Below are 19,152 nucleotides of genomic sequence, written 5' to 3' on the forward strand. Positions count from 1 at the left end.
ATTCGCCGATCGTTGCCCGTCAGACACCAAATCGTGACATCGCGGCGGCCGATCCGCCCCGGCGCGCGCATGAGGCGGCGCCCCGGCTTTGGGACGGGGCGCCGCCAGAGGGGAGGGGCCGCGTCCTCAGCCGGCCACCATCTCCGCGATGAGTTCGCGGACGCGGGCAGCGTCGGCCTGGCCGCGAGTCGCCTTCATGACGGCTCCGACCAGGGCGCCGGCCGCCTGCACCTTGCCGCCGCGGATCTTCGCGACGATCGCTGGGTTCGCGTCGATGGCATCCTGGACGGCGGAGCGCAGCGCCCCGTCGTCGGAGACGACCTCCAGTCCACGGGACGCCACGACCTGCTCCGGGTCGCCCTCGCCGGCGAGCACGCCGTCGAGGACCTGGCGCGCCAGCTTGTCGGTGAGACGGCCCGAGTCGACCAGGCCCTGCAGTTGCGCGACCTGAGCCGGTGTGACCGCCAGATCCTCCAGGGCAGCGTCCGTGTCCTTGGCCTGGCGCGCGAGCTCCCCCATCCACCACTTGCGGGCACTGGCGGGCGAGGCGCCGGCGGCGACCGTGGCATCGATGAGGTCCACGGCCCCCGCGTTGACGGCGTCGCGCATCTCGGCGTCGGAGAAGCCCCACTCGGCCCTCAGGCGACGCCGCTTGGCCACCGGGAGCTCCGGCAGCCCACGACGCAGCTCCTCCACCCATTCGCGCGGCGGGGCGACGGGAACCAGGTCGGGTTCGGGGAAATAGCGGTAGTCCTCCGCGTCGGACTTCTCCCGGCCCGAGGACGTCGACCCGTCCTCCTCGTGGAAGTGCCGGGTCTCCTGGACGACGGCGCCGCCACGGGAGAGGATCGCCGCCTGCCGCTGGATCTCGAAACGCACCGTGCGCTCGATGCCGCGGAAGGAGTTCACGTTCTTCGTCTCCGAACGCACGCCCAGCGGGTCCTCGGGAGTGGGACGCAGCGAGACGTTGATGTCGGCGCGCACATTGCCGCGCTCCATGCGCGCCTCGGACACGCCCAGCGCCCTGAATGTGTCGCGCAGGGTCTGCACGTAGGCGCGGGCGACCTCCGGCGTCCGGGCGCCTGCGCCCACGATGGGGCGCGTGACGATCTCGACGAGGGGCACCCCCGCCCGGTTGTAGTCCACCAGCGAGTGGTCGGCGCCCTGGATCCGGCCCTCGGCGCCGCCGATGTGGGTGTTCTTGCCGGCGTCCTCCTCCATGTGGGCGCGCTCGATCTCCACGCGGAACAGCGAGCCGTCCTCCAGCTCCACGTCGATCCATCCGTCATGGGCGATGGGCTCGTCGTACTGGCTGGTCTGGAACGCCTTGGTGAGATCCGGGTAGAAGTAGTTCTTGCGCGCGAAACGGCAGTAGGGCGCGATCTCGCAATTGAGCGCCAAGCCGATCCTGATCGCGTACTCGACCGCCTTGTGGTTGACCACCGGCAGGCATCCGGGCAGCCCCAGCGACACGGGCGTGACGTAGGTGTTGGGGTCCCCACCGAAGGCGTTGGGCGCGGCGTCGAACATCTTCGTCGCCGTCCCCAGCTCGACATGGACCTCGATGCCCAGCACCGGGTCGAAATGAGAGGTCGCCTCGCAGTACTCCATCAGATCGTCCATCACTTGCTCTCCTCCCACCGGGCCGCGGGCGAGGCAGCCGCGACGTCGTCGCTGAGGTCCGCGACCAGCTGGGCGACCTCGTACATCTTCTCGTCCCGGCGCGCCGGCGCGATCACCTGGAAGCCGACGGGCAGCCCGTCGTCCGCCACCGCGTTGGGCACCGACATCGCCGGGACGCCGGCCAGGTTCGCGGGGATGGTGGCGATGTCGTTGAGGTACATCGCCATCGGGTCGGAGATCTTGTCCCCGAACTTGAATGCCGTGGTCGGGGCCGTCGGACTGACCAGGACGTCCACGTCGGCGAACACCCGGTCGAAGTCCCGCTGGATGAGCGTGCGGACCTTCTGCGCCGAACCGTAGTAGGCGTCGTAGTAGCCGGCGGACAGGACGTGGGTGCCCAGGATGATGCGCCGTTTGACCTCGTCCCCGAAACCGGCCTCGCGGGTGGCGGCCATGACGCGCTCGGCGGTGACCGTCCCCTCGGAGGGCTCCACCCGGATCCCGTAGCGCATGCCGTCGAAGCGGGCCAGGTTCGAGGACGCCTCGGCCGGCATGATGAGGTAGTAGGCCGCGAGCGCGTAGTCGAAGCTCGGGCAGGAGACCTCGACGATCTCTGCTCCCGCGCCGCGCAGCCGCTCGACGGTGGCGCGGAAGGCCGCGAGGACCTCGGGCTGGTAACCCTCGCCGGAGAGCTCCCTGACGACCCCCACGCGCAGGCCCTCCACGGTCCCGGCCCCGTGGACGGCCCGGGTGGCGTCAAGCAGCGCCGGCACCGGTTCGCGCAGCGACGTCGAGTCGCGCAGATCCCAGCCGCCGATGAGCTCCTGGAGTGCCGCGGCGTCCGCCACCGTGCGGGCCACCGGGCCGATCTGGTCCAGCGAGGAGGCCATCGCGACCAGCCCGTAGCGCGAGACCGCGCCGTAGGTCGGCTTGACGCCGACGGTGCCCGTGACGGCGCCCGGCTGGCGGATCGAGCCGCCGGTGTCGGAGCCCAGGGCCAGCGGCACCATGAACGCGGAGACGGCGGCCGCCGAGCCGCCGCCGGAGCCGCCCGGGATGCGCGTGAGGTCCCACGGGTTGCCCGTCGGGCCGAAGGCGGAGTGCTCAGTCGAGGACCCCATCGCGAACTCGTCCATGTTCGTCTTGCCGACAATCGGCAGCCGGGCCGCCTTCAGCGTCTCGACGACCGTCGCATCATAGGGAGGGCGCCAGCCCCCCAGGATCTTCGAGGCGCAGGTCGTCGGGATGCCCCGGGTCACCATGTTGTCCTTGAGGGCGATGGGCACTCCGGCGAGCCGGTGCAGCTCCTCCCCAGCGGCGCGGCGCGCATCGACGTCGGCGGCGACGGCAAGGGCGCCCTCGCGGTCGACGTACAGGAAGGCGTTGACCCGCCCGTTGAGCGCGTCGATGCGGTCCAGGCAGGCGGTGGTCAGCTCGACCGAGGTGATCCGCCCGGCTGCCAGCAGGTCCGCCAGTTCGAGTGCCGATCTGAGCAGCAGCTCGTTCATCAGTCCTCCTCCAGGATCTGGGGCACGAGGAACATGCCCGAGGCCTCCGCCGGCGCCTGGGAGAGGACCTCGTCGCGGTCCAAGGTGTCGCCGACGACGTCCTCGCGCCAGACGTTGGTCAGGGGAATCGGATGGGAGGTGGCGGGGACGTCCGGGGTGGCGACCTCGGACACCTTCGCCACCGAGGCGGCGATGAGGTCCAGCTCGCCGGCGATCCGCTGGATCTCCTCCGGCGCCAGGGCGATGCGGGCCAGACCCGCGACGCGGGCGACCTCGTCAGTGCTGATCCGTGACATGCTCCGCAGTCTACCCGCGCCGGAAGGGCCCTCCGGGGGCGTCTTCCCCGCCCGTCTCACACGATCATCTGGAAGGGGCGCAGCAGCTGCTCGGTGACCCGGGTGAGCGCACCGCGGCGCTCCCATTCCTCCAGGGTGAGCCGTCGTGAGGTCGTGAGGTCGTTGTCGAAGATCTGCTCCATGCGGGCGGCGAAATCCTCGGAGAAGAACTGCATGTTCACCTCGAAGTTGCCCTGCAGGGAGAGGCGGTCGATGTTCGCGGTGCCCACCGTCGACCACACCCCGTCCACGGTCATCGTCTTCGAGTGGACCATCGCGTGCTGGTAGAGCCAGATCTCGATGCCCTCGCGCAGCAAGGAGCCGTAGTAGGGCCGCGCGACCCAGTCCGCCAGGATGTGGTTGGAGAACTCCGGGATGAGGACGCGCACGCGCACCCCGCGGCGGGCGGCGGCCAGCAGCCCGTCGAGGATCTCGCGGTCGGGGATGAAGTACGCGGAGGTGATGAGGACGCGGCTGGTCGCCCGGTCCATCGCGTCCAGGTACAAGCCCCGCACGGGGAACAGCAGACGGGAGGGGAGGTTGAAGGCGGCCGTCACCTCCGCCGTCCATTTCCTCGCCCCCTGGTCGGGCAGGGCGGGCTGCCGACGGTGCCGGAAGTGGTTCCAGAAATCGGCGAATCCGTTCTCCAGCTCCCACACGGCGGGGCCGTTCACCCGCACATGCGTGTCGCGCCACTCGTCGGCGAAACGATCCCCGATGTTGTACCCGCCCACGAAACCGACCTCCCCGTCGACGACGAGGATCTTGCGGTGGTCCCTCCCCGTCTTGCGCAGGTTCGCCGTGAACAGCCCCGACCGGATCTCCGGGAAGCGCACGACATGCATGTTCGGATGGTGGGGGAACCACTTGAACCGGGGATCCTGGTTGAGCACGCCGAAGCCGTCGTAGATCGCGTAGACGCGCACGCCTCGGCCGGCCGCCGCGTACAGCGCGTCTTTGAAGCGCTGCCCCACCCGGTCCGAGCGCCAGATGTAGGTCTCGAAGTAGATGTACTCGCGGGCCCCGGCGATCGCCTCGAGCATGTCGGCGTAGAGGCTGTGGCCCTCGGTGTAAGAGCGCACCACGTTGCCGTCGATCGGCGTGTCAGCGGGGGGCAGGGCGGGGAAGCCGTGGGTGCCGCCGGGGATGCGGGCGACGCGCAGGCGGTCCACGGCGTAGACAGCGGCGACGGCCCCGATCTGGGCCACGCCCAGGCCGATCGCCGTCGCACGCAGGATGCGGCTGGCCCGCACATGGGTGACACGCCAGGAGGATCGTCTCGACATGGTCCCAGCCTACGGGTGGCGCGCCCCCGGATGGGATCGACGAGCGCGGCGCCGCCGGCAGGGACGCCGCTGGCCAGGCGGGACCGGGGGCGCCGGCGAGGCTCAGGAGGGAGCCTCGATGCCGAGGGCGGGCAGGCCGCCGTCCAGGAGGTCCTGGAAACGGGTCTCATCGATGACGGGGACGCCCAGCGCCTCGGCTTTCGCCGCCTTCGACCCGGCGCCCGGGCCGGCGACGACCAGCGTCGTCCGCTTCGAGACGGAGCCCGCCGCCTTGCCGCCCCGCGCGACGATCGCCGCCTTCGCGCCCTCGCGGTCGTAACCGGGCATGGCGCCCGAGACGACGATGGTGAGGCCGGTGAGCACGTCGGAGACCTCCTCAGCGGCCTCGTCCTCCATCCGCACCCCTGCGGCGGCCCACTGGGCGACGATCTCGCGATGCCAGTCGACCCGGAACCACTCGTGCACGGACTGCGCGATCACGCCCCCGACGCCGTCGACCTGGGCGAGGGAGTCCGCGTCCGCCGCCCGGATCGCCTCCATGGAGGGCAGGTGCGCCGCGAGGGCGCGGGCGGCCGTCGGACCCACGTGCCGGATGGACAGGGCCACCAGCACCCGCCACAGCGGTTGCGACTTCGCGCGCTCGCGTTCCTCGAGCATGAGGAGGAGGTTCTTCGCGGGCTCCGGGTCGACGTGGATCCAGGCGGGCCCGGAGCGCCGGGTGCTCCGGCGCCAGGCCTTGGTCCAGAAGTACCGGACCTGCGCCCAGTCGTCCGTCGTCTCGCCGTCGACGGTGACGGGGCGCCACACCATGACGTCGCGGAGGTCCTCGGACCGGAGGTCGAAGAGCGCGCCCTCCGAGGTGAGGACGGGCGGCTGGGGGGCGGGCAGCAGGGCCTCCGCGGCCGCGAGCTGCTGGGCGTGGGGCAGCTCCTCCGCGCCTTCCAGGCGCAGTCGCGTGCCGTCCTCCAGGGTGACCCCGTGGCCCTCGACCAAGGCGGCGGCGACCGCGTCGCGGTCCGCCTCCGGCTGGGTGAGCGCGAGAGCGGCCTCGTCCCCCAGCCCCTCGATGTCGAGGGCCCCGCGGGACCCGATGTGCGACACCCGTTCGGTGAGCTGAGCGGGGCAGTGGGCGGTGTTCGGGCAGCGCAGGTCGACGTCCCCGTCCTTCTCCGGCGCCAGCTCCGCGCCGCACGACGGGCAGGTGGCCGGCATGGCGAAGGGGCGCTCGGAGCCGTCGCGGGCGGACTCGACGGGGGCGACGATCTCCGGGATGACGTCGCCGGCCTTGCGCAGCACGACGAGGTCCCCGATGCGCACCCCCTTGCGCGCGACTTCCTGCGCGTTGTGCAGCGTGGCGCGCTGGACGTGGGAGCCTGAGACGAGGACCTTCTCCATGACCCCATAGGGGGTGACGCGGCCCGTGCGACCGACCTGGACGCGGATGTCGAGCAGCCGCGTGTTGACCTCCTGGGGCGGGAACTTGAAGGCCGCCGCCCAGCGCGGCGCCCGAGAGGTCGCGCCCAGCGAGGCCTGGAGGGCCAGATCGTCGACCTTGAAGACGACGCCGTCGATCTCGTGGACGAGGGCCGACCGCCGATCGCCGAGCTCCTCGATGCGCCGGTCCATCTCCGACGAGGTCTCCACCAGCGTCGTGTAGGGCGACACCGGCAGTCCCCACTCACCCAGCAGCCGGTACCACTGGTGTTGGGTCGCGGGCTCGGCGAAGGGCGCCGGCCCGTCCCCGGCCTCCACCAGGCCGACCCCGTGGGCGACCATCGACAGGGGGCGCGAGGCCGTGATCGAGGGGTCCTTCTGGCGCAGCGAACCGGCGGCCGCATTGCGGGCGTTGACGAAGGCGCGTTCTCCGGACGCGACCCTGGCGGCGTTGAACTCCTGGAAGCGGGCGGTGGGGAAGAAGACCTCGCCACGGACCTCGATGCGGCGGGGGTGCCCCCGGCCCGTCAGGCGCTCCGGGATGGCCGAGATCGTCCGGGCGTTCGCCGTGACGTCCTCGCCGACGCGGCCGTCTCCGCGGGTGGCAGCCCGTTCCAGGCGCCCGTCGACGTAGAGCAGGCTGATGGCCAGCCCGTCGACCTTGACCTCCGCCGTCATGGGCACCCGTTCCCGTCCCGTGTCCTCCTGGACGCGCCGGACCCAGGCGTGGAGCTCCTCCAGGGAGAAGACGTCGTCGAGGCTCAGCATCGGGCGCTGATGCGCGACGGGGGCGAACGACCCCTTTGGGGCGCCGCCCACCGTCGCCGTCGGCGAGGAAGGGCCCGCCAGCTCCGGATGCTCCCGTTCGAGAGACTCCAACTCCGAGAACAACCGGTCGTACTCCGCGTCGGACAGGGTCGGGTCGTCGCGCTCGTAGTAGGCGCGCCGGGCCTCCTCGATCTGGTCCGCGAGCTGCGACCACCGGATGTGCGCCTGGTGGGGGTCCCCCTCCAGGGCGTTCCGCGGTTGCCGTGACGTCGCCTCGCTCATGGGGCCATTCTTGCATCCGGCACGGGCAGGACCGCCGGGGCGGCCCCGCAACGGGCCGGCCCCATCTCAGCCCCAGCCGTCCACAGGACGCGAGGGAACCGGACGCCTTTCCACAGACGCAGCCCGGGCACGGTGCGCGCGCCGGAGCCGCCCTCGAGGATCGGGGCGGGACCCCCGGAGCGGCCCCCGCGAGCCGACCGGGCCGATACGGGCGGTGCCCGTTCGAACGGAGACGAGAGGAGGGCGCCGATGGACGACGCCACGTCCACCTGCCGTGGCGGGCCACCGGGTCCGGCGGCGCCTCAGACGTCGGAGAGGGAGGGGCCGGGAGCGCCAGAGGAGGCTCTCCGAGCCCCGCACCACTTGGCATGCGTCGAGGGCCCCGACATCGGCGCCGTCGCCGCCCTGACGGGCGAGGTCCTGCTGGGCCGCGAGGGGGACCCGACGCTGCGCGATCCGCGCGTCTCACGGCGCCATGCCCTGGTGCGGCCCGCCGCCGGGCGGCGTCGCGGCGCCCGCGAGCCGGTGGCCCGCGTCGCCGACCTCGGGTCCTCCAACGGGACACGCGTCCGGCGCCGCGGGCATCCCCGGTGGACGGCCAGGCGGATCTCCCCCGCCCGTCGCCCGGGCGACGGGGGGAGGACGCTGCGAACCGGGGACCAGCTGGTCATCGGCCGCGACCGCTTCGAAGTGCGCGACCGCCCCGGGGATTTGTCCTGGCCGACCCCGCCGCCTCCCCGCGGGCGCGCCGCCCGGGTGGCCGCGCCGCCGCTGCTGATGGCCCTCAGCCTCCTCGGATGGCGGCTCGCGGCCTCCGGGGCCGTCTCCCCGGGGGCCACCGCCGCGGGGATCGCCGCCGCGGCCCTCGTCGCGGGGGGCGTCCTCGTCCTCTTGCGGGAACGGCGGCGTCGACGGTGGGCGCGGCACGACGCCGCCGGCCTCGCGCTGGTCATCGCCGCGCTGCCTGCCTCGGCGCCTCCCGCCCGGTCGGGGGATCGCCCGGCGGAGCCTTCCTCGGCCCTGGTGTGGCCCGCGCGCGCGGGGCCCGGCGGCGCCGTGACGGTGGGACTCGGGGCAGACGCGCGGGGAGGGGACGCCGTGCGGACGCTGGGGGCGGTCGGACCTCATGCGCGCGCAGCGGCCCGGTGGTGGTGCGCCCAGGTGGCGGCGCGTACGGGCGGGGCCACCGTCCACGAGGGGCCGTCCCCGCCCCGGGTCCTGGGAGACGGGCGCACGGAGGTGCACCTGGTGGACCGGCCGGAATGCCCGGTGTGCGAACGCGGACCCGGCGCGGTGGATGTGCTCCACATCGGAGTGGCGTCCACCTACGCCGAGCTGCCGGCCTGGTGCGAACGCGTGATCGCCGCGGACCTCGCCCCGGACTCCTCCCTGTGGTGGGAACAGACGGCGCCGCCGCGTCGCCCGGACGCCGGGCGGGAACCGGGCGATCCGCCGACGAGCGTGCCCTTCGGCGAACGTGTCCGGGCCGCCGACCGGCGCGCGGCCTCCCGGCCCGGTTCGCTCCGCGTCGTCCTCGGACGGGACGCCCGGGGCCCCGTCACCGTGGACCTCGTCGAGGACGGGCCGCATGCGCTGGTGGCGGGCACCACCGGATCGGGAAAGTCAGAGGCCCTGGCGACGTGGCTGTTGGCGATGTGCGAGCAGTCCCCGCCCGAGGATCTGCGTCTGGTGCTCGTCGACTACAAGGGCGGCGCCGCCTTCGCGCCGCTGGCCGGGTTGCCCCATACGGAGGCCGTGCTCACCGACCTGGACCCGCAGGCGACCGATCGGGCGGTCAGAGGTCTGCGCGCCCTGCTCGTCAGACGGGAGCGGGAGCTCGCCGGACACGGCCTCGCCGATCTCACGCGCTGGCAGCGCGCCCACGAGCGGGGGGAGGCCCCGCCCGCACCGCCCCGCGTCGTCGTCGCCGTCGACGAGTTCCGCGTCCTGTCCGAGTCCCACCCTCGCACGCTCGACTCCCTGGTGCGTCTGGCCTCCCAGGGGCGTTCGCTGGGAATCCACCTGATCGTCGCCACCCAGAGGCCCTCTGGGGCCATCACGCCGGCGATGAGGGCGAACATCGAGGTCCGCCTGGCGCTCAGATGCGTGGACGAGGCCGACTCCCTGGACATCCTGGGGACGCCCGACGCCGCGCGCCTGCCCCGTGTTCCCGGACGCGCCCTGCTGCGCGAAGGAGGCCCCTTCCAGGTCGCCTGGGCCGAGGACGCGGGCTCAGCCGTCCGGCGCGTGGCTGCGGGGTGGGCGTCGGCGGGAGAACGGCGGCGCAGCCTGTGGGCTCCGGCTCTGCCGGAGGACCTGGACTGGACGCGGGTCGAGGAGGTCGCGGAGGGGTGGCCGGGCCCGCCCGGAGGCGTGGCCCTGGGCCTGGTCGACGGGATCGACCGGGGAGGCCACCCGCCCCTCCTCTGGTCGGGCGGCTCCCTGCGGGTGGAGGGACCCCAGCATGCGGCGGTCCACCTCGCCCGCACGGCGCTCGCCCTCGGCAGCCGGATCGGGGATGGACGCGGAGCTCCCCTCCACGTCTGCTCCCGCGCGCCCCGACCTCCGGGCCGCTGGGCCAGCTGGCTCGACGTGGAGGACGCGGGCGCCTGCGCCCAGCTGCTCGCCGGAGTCACCCGGCATGCACCCGCCGTGGTGGTGGTCGACGACGTGGAGGCGATGGCAGCGGGCCTTGACCTGGCTCTGGGCCCGGGACGGGGGCGGGCCCTGTGGACGCGGCTCCTGGGGGAGGCCGACCGCTCGGGCGTGGTCGTCGTCGCGGCGACACCCGGCCAGTGGGGTGCCACCGGCCAGGGGGCCTCTGCGTTCGCCTGGCGGCTTGCGCATGTCGTCGACGACGCGGACGCCCTGCACGCCGGCCTGCCATCCACGGCGCCCCGCTGTCGCGTGCCGGGCCGGTTCCTCTTGGTCCGCGCGCCCGGGAGCGTTCCCGGGGCCCTCGGCGGAACGGGAGGGGAGCCCTTGGTGTGCCAGATCCCCCGGGAGCTCCGGCCGGGCCGCGGCCCGGGATCCGAATCGCCCGAGGCGGATCGCGCTCATCGGCCGTGGAGCGTCGCGTCCCTGTCCGGACCGCCTTCGGGCGGCGACAGGGGGAGCGTCGCGCTGGTCGGGCCGGAACTTCGGGCCCTCCATGCCCGCGCCGGCCGTTCCTGGCTCGTCGTCGGCGACCGGCCCGACCGCGCCCGGGCGTCGATCGTCCGCGCCCACCGCGAGGCCGGTCTTCCGCCTCCTGACATCCGGGCCCTCGGATCCCACGAGTGGATGCAGATCCGGCAGTCGCCCGATCGCACGGTGCTGGCCGCCGATCCCGGTGCAGACGTGCTGCGCGTCCTCCACGAGCTCGCGCGCACCGCGGATCCCGTGCTCGCGGCGGAGTGCTGGGAGGAGGGCACCGGCGTCATCCTGGACCGGGGCCATCTCGCGCGGATGGCGCTCAGGAGCCCTCCCGCCGGTCTCGCGGAGGGCCCGCCCGGAGGCGCGCCGCCGGACCGCCGGGTGTGACATACGCTCAACGAATCCCTCCATTGTGATTCTTTGCACATCTCATGGGCGTGCCGTTATGCGTCGCCGCTCTTGCCCGGCCCGTGACGATGGGCAACACTTGTGCCTGTTCTTGTGAGGCGTCCCGTGAACGTCGACCCCACAGGTCGACGGCATCGAAATGGAGTCAGGGTATGGATTGGCGGAGTGAGGCGGCCTGTCTGAGTGTGGATCCGGAGCTCTTCTTCCCCATCGGGAACACGGGCCCCGCAATCGCCCAGGCCGCCGAGGCAAAGGCCGTGTGCCGCACCTGCTCCGTCCAGACGGTGTGCCTGCAGTGGGCGATCGAGAACAATCAGGACTCCGGGGTCTGGGGCGGCATGAGCGAGGAGGAGCGTCGTTCGTTCAAGCGCCGCGCCGCCCGCGCCCGCCGCGCCTCCTGAGCGGCCGACCCGCACGGTCGGCGCCTGGCCGCTCGGCCGGTCGGCTGAACATGGCCCCTGTGCCGCGCCGGCCGTGAAGGCCTCGCGCGGCTCCAGGCCTCACTCCACCGGCATACGCACCACGACGACCGTTCCTCCGGCCTCCCCGTGGAGCCACTCGATGGAGCCGTGAAGCTCGCCGGTCACCATCTGGCGCACGATCTGCGTCCCCAGGCCGGTCATCGGCGTCCCGTCCTCGAATCCAACGCCGTTGTCACGGACCTGCACCTCCAGGAGGTGGGCCGAGCGCCGCGCCTCGATGTCGACCAGCCCGTCGCGGTCCGCCAGGCCGTGCTCGACGGCATTCGCCACCAGCTCGTTGAGGACCGTGGCCAGCGCCTGGGCCTGGTCGGCCGCGAGGACTCCGAACTTGCCGGTCGTGTGGACATCCACCGAGTGATCCGTCGTGGCCACCGCCCCCGACATCCTCAGGACGGAGCGGGCGACCTCGTCGAAGTCGACCTCCTCGTCCACATTCTGCGAGAGCGCCTCGTGGACTGTCGCGATCGCCTGGACGCGGCGTTCGGCCTCTTTGAGCGCGCTCCGGACCTCCTCGGAGTCCGAGCGGCGGGCCTGGAGGCGCAGCAGGGCGGAGACCGTCTGGAGGTTGTTCTTCACTCGGTGGTGGATCTCGCGGATGGTCGCGTCCTTCGTCATGAGCTCCTGCTCGCGGCGACGCACCTCGGAGACGTCCCGGGTGAGGATGATCGCGCCCAGACGCATCCGCCCCTGGATCAGTGGCAGCGCGCGCATCGTGATCGTCGAGGCGTGGGCCGCAATCTCCACGCGCCAGGAGGCCCGTCCCATGACGACGACGGCGAGCGTCTCCTCCACCATGGTCTCGTCGGAGACGACGGCCGTGATGTCCTCGGCGAGGACCCGCCCGACCATCGAATGACGGATCCCCAGGCGCCGCAGGCAGGACACCGCGTTGGGCGTGGCCTGTTTGACCCGCCCCTCCTCGTCGAGGAGGATGACACCGTCGAGCACTCGGGGCACGCCGTGGGTCGTCACCGTGGGCGTCGAGTCGTAGGGGTACTCCCCCCGCGTCATCATCTGGCACAGGATGTCGGCGGCGGCAACGGTCCATCCCTCGAACCCGATCGAGGGGCGCGGGGACGACAGGTTCGACTCGCGCGTCATGACCGCGATGACGCGCCCGTCGTGGAAGACCGGGACGCAGGTCTCCATCATCGAGTAGGTGCCAGCCCACCGGGCGACCGCCGGGCGCACCACCTGGCCGGTGGACATCGCGCGCCGCAGCTCCCCCTCCCGGGCCGCCGGCAGGTACAGCCCGATGATGTCGTCGAGGTGCACCGTCGAGGAGGTGGCGGGACGGCAGTGAGCCACGGCGATGAACCGGTTGTCGTCCGTGGGCAGCCACAGCACCAGGTCGGCCGCCGCGAGGTCGGCGAGGACCTGCCAGTCCGCCAGCAGCAGGTGAAGCCAGTCGATGTCCGCATCGGACAGCGGGGTCGAGGACGCCTCCTCGGCGAGTTGCATCAGGCTTCGCATGGCACCACTGTAGTGCCGGGGACCGGGCGCGATCAGGCCGCATCCCCGTCGCCGCAGCCGATGAGGAGGACCGTCCCCATGCACATCACCCAGTCGTTCGTCTACCCCGCGCCGCTGAGCCGGATCTCGCAGATGTACGCCGATCCCGACCACCTGCTCCGCCGTCTGGACCGTCGGGGCATCCTCGACCCGAGCGTCGAGGCGAACGTGGCAGAGGACGGGACCACGACCGTCGTCGCGGCCGCGGCCGGCGACCCCTCGCTCCTCCCCTCTGCGGCCCGCCGCTTCGTCCGTTCCGGGCTGTCCGCTCGGATCGCCCTGGTCCTCGCGCCCGAGGCCGGTGGCGAGCGCCGCGGGACCGTCGATGTCACAGTGAGCGGGGCGCCTGTGTCGGCCTCGGCGCGGCTCACGCTCGCCGACCGGGGGGAGTCGACGGAGGCGACCGTGGAACTCGACATCCGTGTCTCGGTGCCGCTGGTCGGCGGCGCCATCGAGCAGAAGGCGGCGGGCGCCATCCGGGGCGCGTTGGAGACCGAGCCCGAGGCGGCACGCGAATGGCTCGACGCGCATCCGGCCGCCTGACCTCCCCGCGTTCCTCCCTCGTGCGGAGGACAGCGCCGCACTCCGCAGGCGAGCGACGCGGGGAGGGGCGCTCCACGGACTCAGCGGGCGACCGGCGGCCGGCCTGAGGGACAATGTCCCCATGGACGACACCACCCGCACCACTCCTGATCCCGCCCCGACAGCCGAGGGCGGGCCAACCGCTCCCCTGTACCTCGAGCGCCAGGGGACCCGCCGGTACGTCGCGCGCAACGCGCGGGGCGCCGAGGTGCTCATCGGCGACGGGCCGGGGCGCTTCTCACCGGGGGATCTGCTCAAGATCGCGCTGGCCGGATGCAACGCGATGTCCTCCGACGCCCGTCTGCAGCGCGCCCTGGGTGAAGACTTCCAGCAGCTCATCGGCGTCTCGGGCGTTTACGACGAGGACGCCGACCGCTACGACTCCTTCCAGGTGGAGCTCGTCCAGGACCTCACCGGCCTGAGCGCGGAGGAACACGACGCGCTCCTGCGCCGCGCCGAGGCCGCGATCGACCGCAGCTGCACGGTCGGGCACACCATCACCCGGGGCGTCACCTACACGCGCACCTTCACCTCGGAGCCCGTCGACCGCTGAGAGGGCGACGGCCTTCGCGGGCCCCGCGCCGGACGCCCGCGGCCGAGGGTTAGAGGCGCTCCAGGAACTCGAGGTACCCCCGGGCGCTCCGGGCGACGGCCTCGGTCGACGGCCCGTGTTCCGCACCGTAGAACGCGTAGAAGGACCGGAAGTCCGCGCCGGTGTACTGGAAGGTCATCTCGAAGGGCGTGAGGGCTTCCGCCAGCGTGTGCCCGTAGCGGCCGTCACGGCGGTAGTCGGACTCCCGGATGCCGGCGGTGACGCCCAGCGCCACCGGGCGCCGGGCGAGCGCATCTCCCCCCGGGCCATACGCCCAGCCGCTGGTCAGGACCTCATCAAGCCAGGTCTTGACCAGAGGCGGGCAGCTGAACCAGTAGATCGGGAACTGCAGGATCAGCCGCTCGTGGTCCTCCACCAGCTTCTGTTCGCGTTCGACGTCGATCCGCCCGTCGGGATAGGCGGCGTGGACATCGTGGACGGTGTGACGCTCGGGGTGCCGCCCCAGCTCCTGGACCCATCGCCTGTTGACGACGGAGGCCGCCAGATCGGGGTGGAAGACCAGGACGAGATCCTTCGACATGGATGGTTCTCCCTCTCGTTCAGTGCAGCGCGTCGTCGGCTGCGGTGAAGCGCCACGCGGTGAAGTCGACCTTCAGGCCGGCGCGGGTCGGGGCGCACAGGTAGGGACCCACTGAGAGGGCGAGGGTCCGCGGCATCGGAAGGACCCGCACCAGGCGCAACGGTTCCCCCTCGGGGCACGCCCTCAGGGTGAGGGCATCGCCCGCCCAGCTCGCGCGGATCGTGATGGGCCGCCCGTTCCAGCCGGCGACCGGCGACACGGACCAGTCCGAATGACCGTTCGTGACCACGGCGCCGAGTTGGAGAGCCCCGTCGGAGAACTCGACGCCGGCCTTCACCCAACGTTCGCCGGTCGCACGCAGGAACAGGCCGGCCTGGTCGAACTGGTCCGAGAAGTCCGCGACGAAGGTGACCTCCATCGCTCCTTCCGGCGCGAACGGCGTCAGCAGCGCGTGCTCCGAGTCGTGGATGAATCCGTAGGAGGTCAGGCGCCAGGCGTCCGACCCCTCGGCGGCGGTGGCCGACAAGCCCTCGTCGGTCAGCCGGTGGTCTGCCGGGGGATGGGTCCAGCGCCCCCGGCCCCAGTCGATGTCCGTCATGTGTGGTCCGCCATCCGGTCGATCGGATCGCGGCGGCCCCGGAGGACGCCCGCGAGGAGGACGACGAGAGCCCCGGCGGCGGGGACGACGAGCAACCCGGTGCGCAGTCCGGCGTGATCGGCGATGAAGCCGACCACCGGCGGAGAGAAGAGGAAGCCGAGGCGCATGAGCCAGGAGACCATGGTCAGCCCCGTGCCGCGTCTGAGTCCGGGCAACCGGTCGGCCTCGTGCATGGCCGCGGGCACGAAGGAGGCGACGCCGAACCCGGCGGCGGCGAATCCCAGGATCGTTCCCAGGACCGACGGGACGGCCAGCGCTAGGCCCATGCCGACCGCGACGATGAGACCGCCGGCGCGGACGACCGCACGCTGCCCGAAGCGGTCCACGAGCCGGTCTCCGATCAGCCGGCCGACGAACTGCGCGCCGACGAGGGCGATGTAGCCAGACGCGGCGGCCGCTGCCGGGGCGCCCAGCGAACCGGAGAGGTACAGGGAGGCCCACGAGTTGCCGGAGTCCTCCACGAGGGTGCCGGCGATGGCGATGAGCACGAGGGCGACGACGGTCGTGACGACCTGCGGAGAGACCCCGGCACGCAGCGAGGCCTCGGTCTCGTCCCGGTCGGCGACCGCGTCCTCGTCGGCCGCGTCGTCGGCGCCGGGCAGACAGAATCTCAGCGCGATCAGAGAGACCACTGCGAAGATCGCGGCGGAGATGCCCAGGTGGATCCCCAACGGCAGGTGCGCCGCGATTGCGGCGGCTGCCATCGATCCGCCCACGACCGCTCCGATCGACCACGTGGCGTGGAACCCGTTGATGATCGACCGCCCGTACCGGCGCTGCACCCTCAGCCCGTGGGCGTTCTGGGCGACGTCGGTGATCGCGTCCATCGCTCCGCCGAGGAACAGCCCGGCGGCGAAGAGCCCCACAGAGGGCGCCATCCCCGCCATCAGCACGCCGAGACTGGTCAGGATCATGCCCGCGGCAGCGACCGCGCCCGATCCGAACCGGCGGATCAGCGTCGCGGAGGCGAGTCCCGCGACGATCGCGCCGATCGGGAACGCCGCCACCGCGAGGCCGTAAGAGGCGTTGTCCAGATCGAGGGCGGTCTTGATCTCGGGATAGCGCGGCACGAGGTTGGCGAAGACGACGCCGTTGGTGAAGAACAGGGCCGCGACGGCGGCACGCGCCCTGCGGTCCTCCTCGGAGGGCCGGACCGACGTGCGAGATGTCATGCGTACGATCGTACATGCCGCTCGGGTACGATCGTACGCATGACGACCGATCACTTCGCGGGCGATCCCCGCACGAACCGGGAGCGCATGCTCGCGGGCGACCTCTACATCGCCGACGATCCCGACAACGCGGCCCGGGCCGCGCGCGCCGTGCGCCTGGCCGCCGAGTTCGAGAGGGCTTTCGTGCGCGACGACGGCACGGCCGTGTCCTGGCTGGCGCAGCTGGTGGGGCACCTCGGGAAAGATGCGTTCGTCAAGCCGCCGCTGCGCGTCGACTACGGCGAGCACATCACGATCGGGGCGAGGACGTTCGTCAACTTCAACCTCACCGCGCTGGATGTCGCCCCGATCGTCATCGGCGAGGACTGCCAGATCGGGCCGAATGTGCAGCTGCTCACCCCGACGCACCCGATCGACCCGCAGACGCGCCGCGACAAGCTGGAGGCCGCCCGCCCGATCGCCCTCGGCGACAACGTGTGGCTCGGCGGCGGGGTGATCGTCTGCCCCGGCGTCACGATCGGCAGCGATTCTGTGATCGGCGCCGGATCCGTCGTCACCCGCGATATCCCCGCGGGCGTGGTGGCCGTGGGCAACCCCGCGCGAGCCCTCAGGAGGATCTGAGATGCCCGAGACGACCTCCGCCCGGGAGAATCCGCGCCACGATCCGAAGCGCAGGGACCGCATCATCGACGCCTGTCTCGATGTCATCGCCGAACGGGGCCTGGCCGGCACCTCGCACCGCCGCGTCGCAGCCGCGGCCGGCGTCCCGCTCGGCTCGATGACGTACCACTTCACGGGCATGGACGAGCTGCTGCGCGAGGCGTTCACCCGGTTCGCCGGAACGATCGCCGAGCGCTTCGAGAGGCGCATGTCCTCGGCGACCACCGGAGACGAGGCCAGAGCGGCGGTCGCGGCCCTCATCACCGAGGACGTCTTCAGCACCGAACGGGACCTCGTGCTCACCCATGAGCTCTACACCCTGGCCGCGCGCGAGCCCGCCTACCGCACCCTCACCGCGACCTGGATGGCGCGCAGCCGGCACGCGCTGCAGCAGCACTTCGATCCGACCACCGCTCGTCTGCTCGACGCCCTCATCGAGGGGCTGACCATCCACCGCGCCCTCGACGTCTCCACGCCCGACCCGGCGGACGTCGTCATCGCCATCGACCGCATCACTCGGGGACCCGAGGACTGACCCGGGCACCTGACAGGTCGCAACCGCCCGCCTCAGGACGTGCGCGCGGACGAGGTCGCGACCAGCGCGGGGGCGGGCACCGGCCCGAGCGCGGGCGGGACGAGCGGCAGGTCGGCGACGGCGCTCACCGTCACCAGGACCTCCCCGCCGCGCGCCGTGACCTCCTCGAGCACCACGCCGCGACCCACCGAGCAGGTCGACCCGGCGAGCTCGGACAGGGCGGCGCCTGCGGCGGCGCGCGCGCCGGAGGGGGAGGGGACAAGCCCCTGGCCCCGTCCCTCCCCGCCGTAGTAGGCGCCGGCGTCGACGACGTTCGAGGCCGCGGCCGCGACGCGGTCCGCGCACGCCAAGAGACGGCGGTCCTGGACGTGGACGACGGTGATCGCGGTGCCAGCCAGCACGAGCGCAAGCACCACGGCGATGAGCCCGACGACGAGCAGCGCGATCCGCCCGTCCTCGGCGTCCTCCGCCGTCCCCCCGTCAGCCATCGAGCCTCAGTCCCCCGATGAGGGTCTCCGATGTCGCGGCGACGGGGAGGAGCCCCCCATCGCCCACCCAGGCCGGGACGAGGGGCAGGGGGACAGTCGTCGAGACCCGCACGCGGATGCGGGCCCGCGGGCCCGAGCACCCAGAGGGCACGCATTCCATCTCCACCTCCGTCGGGGGCGGCAGGCCGAAGTCCGCGAAGACCAGTTCCACCTGCTCGCGGGCGATGTCCGTGCTGGCTGGGTCGGCGGCGAGCACGCGCGCGGCCTCACGGGCCCCGGCCTCTGCGGCGAACACCCCCGCCTGGGCCGACGACAGGGCGAGCACGAGGTAGATCACGGGCACCACCACGGCCACGGTGAGCACGATGAACTCGATGACGGCCTCCCCTCCCTCCCGATCCGGGTGGGCCCCGCCACGCGGGTGCGCCCGACGGTCATGGCCCACCGGGCACCTCCGCGACGGAACGCCCCCGGACCGTCAGCCAGCCCGAGGGCCCCCATCCGGCGAGCAGGGGCAGGGCCGTGCGCACGGTGACGACCACGGTGCCGCGCCCGCCGCCCGCCCGGGCTTCCGTGCTCACCGAGATCTCCCGGGGGCGCCCCTCCCCCAGGTACCGGTCGAGCAGGATCCCGGTGCGGGCGGCGGCCTCGGCGGTGTCCCCTCCCGCCAGTGCGGCACGGCGCGCTCCCTCTCCGGCGGCCGAGATCGCCAGGTTGCGGGTGTGGAGGGCGAAGGCCAGCTGCATGACCATGAGCACCAGGAGGACCACGAGCCCCTGGATGAGGACATGGGAGACCACCTCGGAACCGCGCTCGCCCCTCCTCGCGACGCCCCTTGGGGGACCCCCGGTCAGCGGAGCGTCCTGCGCTTCGGCGCCTTCCATGGCTAGATCCCCGAGACCTTCTCCAGTGCGCGTTCCAGGAGCGCCGTGAGCTGCACGTTGGCGATCGCCCAGATCGCGGCGACCAGCGCCGCCGTCATCAGGGTGATCAAGACCCAGCCGGGGACGTCGCCCCGCTCGGGGTCGCCGACGCCGACGGCCTGCCGCCGATCCGGAGGCACGGGAGCGTGGCCAGGCGCTGGGCGTCGGCGGGCTCGGCGGATGAGATGTTCCATGGGCGTCTCCTCACAGGGACCTGATGGCTGACGG

General features: G+C 72.7%; 19 protein-coding genes. 6 read left to right on the forward strand and 13 right to left on the reverse strand.

Features of this window, described 5'->3' with window-relative positions:
• Window positions 1–126 precede the first annotated feature (126 nt).
• The 5 genes from gatB to ligA form a co-directional block, all read right to left on the reverse strand.
• Complete coding sequence (gatB, locus tag ACFQWG_RS08565) at window positions 127–1,623, reverse strand: Asp-tRNA(Asn)/Glu-tRNA(Gln) amidotransferase subunit GatB (protein WP_380976295.1); 1,497 nt, start codon at window positions 1,621–1,623, stop codon at window positions 127–129.
• On the reverse strand, window positions 1,623–3,131 hold the full coding sequence (gene gatA, locus ACFQWG_RS08570; RefSeq protein ID WP_380974378.1) for an Asp-tRNA(Asn)/Glu-tRNA(Gln) amidotransferase subunit GatA: 1,509 nt from the start codon (window positions 3,129–3,131) through the stop codon (window positions 1,623–1,625). The genes gatB and gatA overlap by 1 nt, the downstream gene beginning before the upstream one ends.
• Window positions 3,131–3,427, reverse strand: coding sequence for an Asp-tRNA(Asn)/Glu-tRNA(Gln) amidotransferase subunit GatC (gene gatC / locus ACFQWG_RS08575; RefSeq protein WP_380974381.1), 297 nt, complete (start codon window positions 3,425–3,427; stop codon window positions 3,131–3,133). Before gatC ends, gatA begins: the two co-directional genes overlap by 1 nt.
• A 56-nt stretch (window positions 3,428–3,483) precedes the next feature.
• Window positions 3,484–4,752 (reverse strand): phospholipase D-like domain-containing protein, encoded by a 1,269-nt coding sequence (locus ACFQWG_RS08580; RefSeq protein ID WP_380974383.1) that lies wholly within the window; start codon window positions 4,750–4,752, stop codon window positions 3,484–3,486.
• 102 nt (window positions 4,753–4,854) lie between these two features.
• The gene (gene ligA / locus ACFQWG_RS08585; RefSeq protein ID WP_380974386.1) at window positions 4,855–7,236 is read right to left on the reverse strand and encodes an NAD-dependent DNA ligase LigA; all 2,382 of its coding nucleotides are present in this window, start codon (window positions 7,234–7,236) and stop codon (window positions 4,855–4,857) included.
• Window positions 7,237–7,485: 249 nt separating this feature from the next.
• On the opposite strand from ligA, the gene ACFQWG_RS08590 reads away from it, so the two are divergent.
• Together ACFQWG_RS08590 and ACFQWG_RS08595 are read left to right on the forward strand one after the other, a co-directional pair.
• Window positions 7,486–10,758, forward strand: coding sequence for an FHA domain-containing protein (locus tag ACFQWG_RS08590; protein WP_380974389.1), 3,273 nt, complete (start codon window positions 7,486–7,488; stop codon window positions 10,756–10,758).
• 173 nt (window positions 10,759–10,931) lie between these two features.
• Window positions 10,932–11,180 carry a WhiB family transcriptional regulator gene (locus ACFQWG_RS08595; RefSeq protein ID WP_291496800.1) on the forward strand — a complete coding sequence of 83 codons (249 nt, stop codon included), beginning with the start codon at window positions 10,932–10,934 and terminating at the stop codon, window positions 11,178–11,180.
• Window positions 11,181–11,279: 99 nt separating this feature from the next.
• On the opposite strand, the gene ACFQWG_RS08600 is transcribed toward ACFQWG_RS08595, so the two are convergent.
• Window positions 11,280–12,734 (reverse strand): sensor histidine kinase, encoded by a 1,455-nt coding sequence (locus tag ACFQWG_RS08600; RefSeq protein ID WP_380974393.1) that lies wholly within the window; start codon window positions 12,732–12,734, stop codon window positions 11,280–11,282.
• A gap of 78 nt (window positions 12,735–12,812) precedes the next feature.
• Here ACFQWG_RS08600 and ACFQWG_RS08605 point away from each other — a divergent pair, with 78 nt between their 5' ends.
• Window positions 12,813–13,316, forward strand: coding sequence for a DUF2505 domain-containing protein (locus tag ACFQWG_RS08605; protein WP_380974396.1), 504 nt, complete (start codon window positions 12,813–12,815; stop codon window positions 13,314–13,316).
• 121 nt (window positions 13,317–13,437) lie between these two features.
• Window positions 13,438–13,908: an OsmC family protein gene (locus ACFQWG_RS08610; RefSeq protein WP_380974399.1), complete on the forward strand. Its 471-nt coding sequence runs from the start codon at window positions 13,438–13,440 to the stop codon at window positions 13,906–13,908.
• Window positions 13,909–13,957: 49 nt separating this feature from the next.
• Here the strand turns inward: ACFQWG_RS08610 and ACFQWG_RS08615 are convergent, their stop codons facing one another.
• The 3 genes from ACFQWG_RS08615 to ACFQWG_RS08625 are packed head-to-tail and all read right to left on the reverse strand — an operon-like array spanning window position 13,958 to window position 16,318.
• Window positions 13,958–14,488, reverse strand: a complete 531-nt coding sequence (locus ACFQWG_RS08615) for an NAD(P)H-dependent oxidoreductase (protein ID WP_380974402.1) — start codon at window positions 14,486–14,488, stop codon at window positions 13,958–13,960.
• 19 nt (window positions 14,489–14,507) lie between these two features.
• Entirely contained in the window at window positions 14,508–15,086 is a 579-nt protein-coding gene (locus tag ACFQWG_RS08620; protein WP_380974404.1) for a DUF1349 domain-containing protein, read from the reverse strand.
• Window positions 15,083–16,318, reverse strand: a complete 1,236-nt coding sequence (locus tag ACFQWG_RS08625; RefSeq protein ID WP_380974407.1) for an MFS transporter — start codon at window positions 16,316–16,318, stop codon at window positions 15,083–15,085. Before ACFQWG_RS08625 ends, ACFQWG_RS08620 begins: the two co-directional genes overlap by 4 nt.
• A 39-nt stretch (window positions 16,319–16,357) precedes the next feature.
• Between ACFQWG_RS08625 and ACFQWG_RS08630 the strand changes: the two genes are divergently transcribed.
• The gene (locus ACFQWG_RS08630) at window positions 16,358–16,939 is read left to right on the forward strand and encodes a sugar O-acetyltransferase (protein ID WP_380974410.1); all 582 of its coding nucleotides are present in this window, start codon (window positions 16,358–16,360) and stop codon (window positions 16,937–16,939) included.
• Between the two features lies 1 nt (window position 16,940).
• On the forward strand, window positions 16,941–17,513 hold the full coding sequence (locus ACFQWG_RS08635) for a TetR/AcrR family transcriptional regulator (RefSeq protein ID WP_380974413.1): 573 nt from the start codon (window positions 16,941–16,943) through the stop codon (window positions 17,511–17,513).
• 32 nt (window positions 17,514–17,545) lie between these two features.
• Here ACFQWG_RS08635 and ACFQWG_RS08640 read toward each other — a convergent pair whose 3' ends face one another.
• Genes ACFQWG_RS08640 through ACFQWG_RS08655 form a run of 4 tightly spaced genes read right to left on the reverse strand, consistent with a single transcriptional unit; the run spans window position 17,546 to window position 19,118 of the window.
• Window positions 17,546–18,001: a hypothetical protein gene (locus ACFQWG_RS08640; protein ID WP_380974416.1), complete on the reverse strand. Its 456-nt coding sequence runs from the start codon at window positions 17,999–18,001 to the stop codon at window positions 17,546–17,548.
• The gene (locus ACFQWG_RS08645) at window positions 17,994–18,446 is read right to left on the reverse strand and encodes a hypothetical protein (RefSeq protein WP_380974419.1); all 453 of its coding nucleotides are present in this window, start codon (window positions 18,444–18,446) and stop codon (window positions 17,994–17,996) included. The genes ACFQWG_RS08640 and ACFQWG_RS08645 overlap by 8 nt, the downstream gene beginning before the upstream one ends.
• Window positions 18,436–18,885: a TadE/TadG family type IV pilus assembly protein gene (locus ACFQWG_RS08650; protein WP_380974422.1), complete on the reverse strand. Its 450-nt coding sequence runs from the start codon at window positions 18,883–18,885 to the stop codon at window positions 18,436–18,438. Before ACFQWG_RS08650 ends, ACFQWG_RS08645 begins: the two co-directional genes overlap by 11 nt.
• 2 nt (window positions 18,886–18,887) lie before the next feature.
• Window positions 18,888–19,118: a hypothetical protein gene (locus ACFQWG_RS08655; RefSeq protein ID WP_380974425.1), complete on the reverse strand. Its 231-nt coding sequence runs from the start codon at window positions 19,116–19,118 to the stop codon at window positions 18,888–18,890.
• Window positions 19,119–19,152 lie beyond the last annotated feature (34 nt).

The sequence above is a fragment of the Schaalia naturae genome (assembly GCF_042665795.1).
Classification (GTDB): domain Bacteria; phylum Actinomycetota; class Actinomycetes; order Actinomycetales; family Actinomycetaceae; genus Pauljensenia; species Pauljensenia naturae.

Excerpts from the sequence above, each read along its gene's own strand:
- gatC (WP_380974381.1), bottom strand. The coding sequence starts at position 3,427 with ATGTCACGGATCAGCACTGACGAGGTCGCCCGCGTCGCGGGTCTGGCC.
- ACFQWG_RS08610 (WP_380974399.1), top strand. The coding sequence starts at position 13,438 with ATGGACGACACCACCCGCACCACTCCTGATCCCGCCCCGACAGCCGAG.
- ACFQWG_RS08595 (WP_291496800.1), top strand. The coding sequence starts at position 10,932 with ATGGATTGGCGGAGTGAGGCGGCCTGTCTGAGTGTGGATCCGGAGCTC.
- ACFQWG_RS08640 (WP_380974416.1), bottom strand. The coding sequence starts at position 18,001 with ATGGCTGACGGGGGGACGGCGGAGGACGCCGAGGACGGGCGGATCGCG.
- gatA (WP_380974378.1), bottom strand. The coding sequence starts at position 3,131 with ATGAACGAGCTGCTGCTCAGATCGGCACTCGAACTGGCGGACCTGCTG.
- ACFQWG_RS08630 (WP_380974410.1), top strand. The coding sequence starts at position 16,358 with ATGACGACCGATCACTTCGCGGGCGATCCCCGCACGAACCGGGAGCGC.
- ACFQWG_RS08625 (WP_380974407.1), bottom strand. The coding sequence starts at position 16,318 with ATGACATCTCGCACGTCGGTCCGGCCCTCCGAGGAGGACCGCAGGGCG.
- ACFQWG_RS08590 (WP_380974389.1), top strand. The coding sequence starts at position 7,486 with ATGGACGACGCCACGTCCACCTGCCGTGGCGGGCCACCGGGTCCGGCG.
- gatB (WP_380976295.1), bottom strand. The coding sequence starts at position 1,623 with ATGGACGATCTGATGGAGTACTGCGAGGCGACCTCTCATTTCGACCCG.
- ACFQWG_RS08650 (WP_380974422.1), bottom strand. The coding sequence starts at position 18,885 with ATGGAAGGCGCCGAAGCGCAGGACGCTCCGCTGACCGGGGGTCCCCCA.
- ACFQWG_RS08635 (WP_380974413.1), top strand. The coding sequence starts at position 16,941 with ATGCCCGAGACGACCTCCGCCCGGGAGAATCCGCGCCACGATCCGAAG.
- ACFQWG_RS08600 (WP_380974393.1), bottom strand. The coding sequence starts at position 12,734 with ATGCGAAGCCTGATGCAACTCGCCGAGGAGGCGTCCTCGACCCCGCTG.
- ACFQWG_RS08615 (WP_380974402.1), bottom strand. The coding sequence starts at position 14,488 with ATGTCGAAGGATCTCGTCCTGGTCTTCCACCCCGATCTGGCGGCCTCC.
- ACFQWG_RS08620 (WP_380974404.1), bottom strand. The coding sequence starts at position 15,086 with ATGACGGACATCGACTGGGGCCGGGGGCGCTGGACCCATCCCCCGGCA.
- ACFQWG_RS08605 (WP_380974396.1), top strand. The coding sequence starts at position 12,813 with ATGCACATCACCCAGTCGTTCGTCTACCCCGCGCCGCTGAGCCGGATC.
- ACFQWG_RS08655 (WP_380974425.1), bottom strand. The coding sequence starts at position 19,118 with ATGGAACATCTCATCCGCCGAGCCCGCCGACGCCCAGCGCCTGGCCAC.
- ligA (WP_380974386.1), bottom strand. The coding sequence starts at position 7,236 with ATGAGCGAGGCGACGTCACGGCAACCGCGGAACGCCCTGGAGGGGGAC.
- ACFQWG_RS08580 (WP_380974383.1), bottom strand. The coding sequence starts at position 4,752 with ATGTCGAGACGATCCTCCTGGCGTGTCACCCATGTGCGGGCCAGCCGC.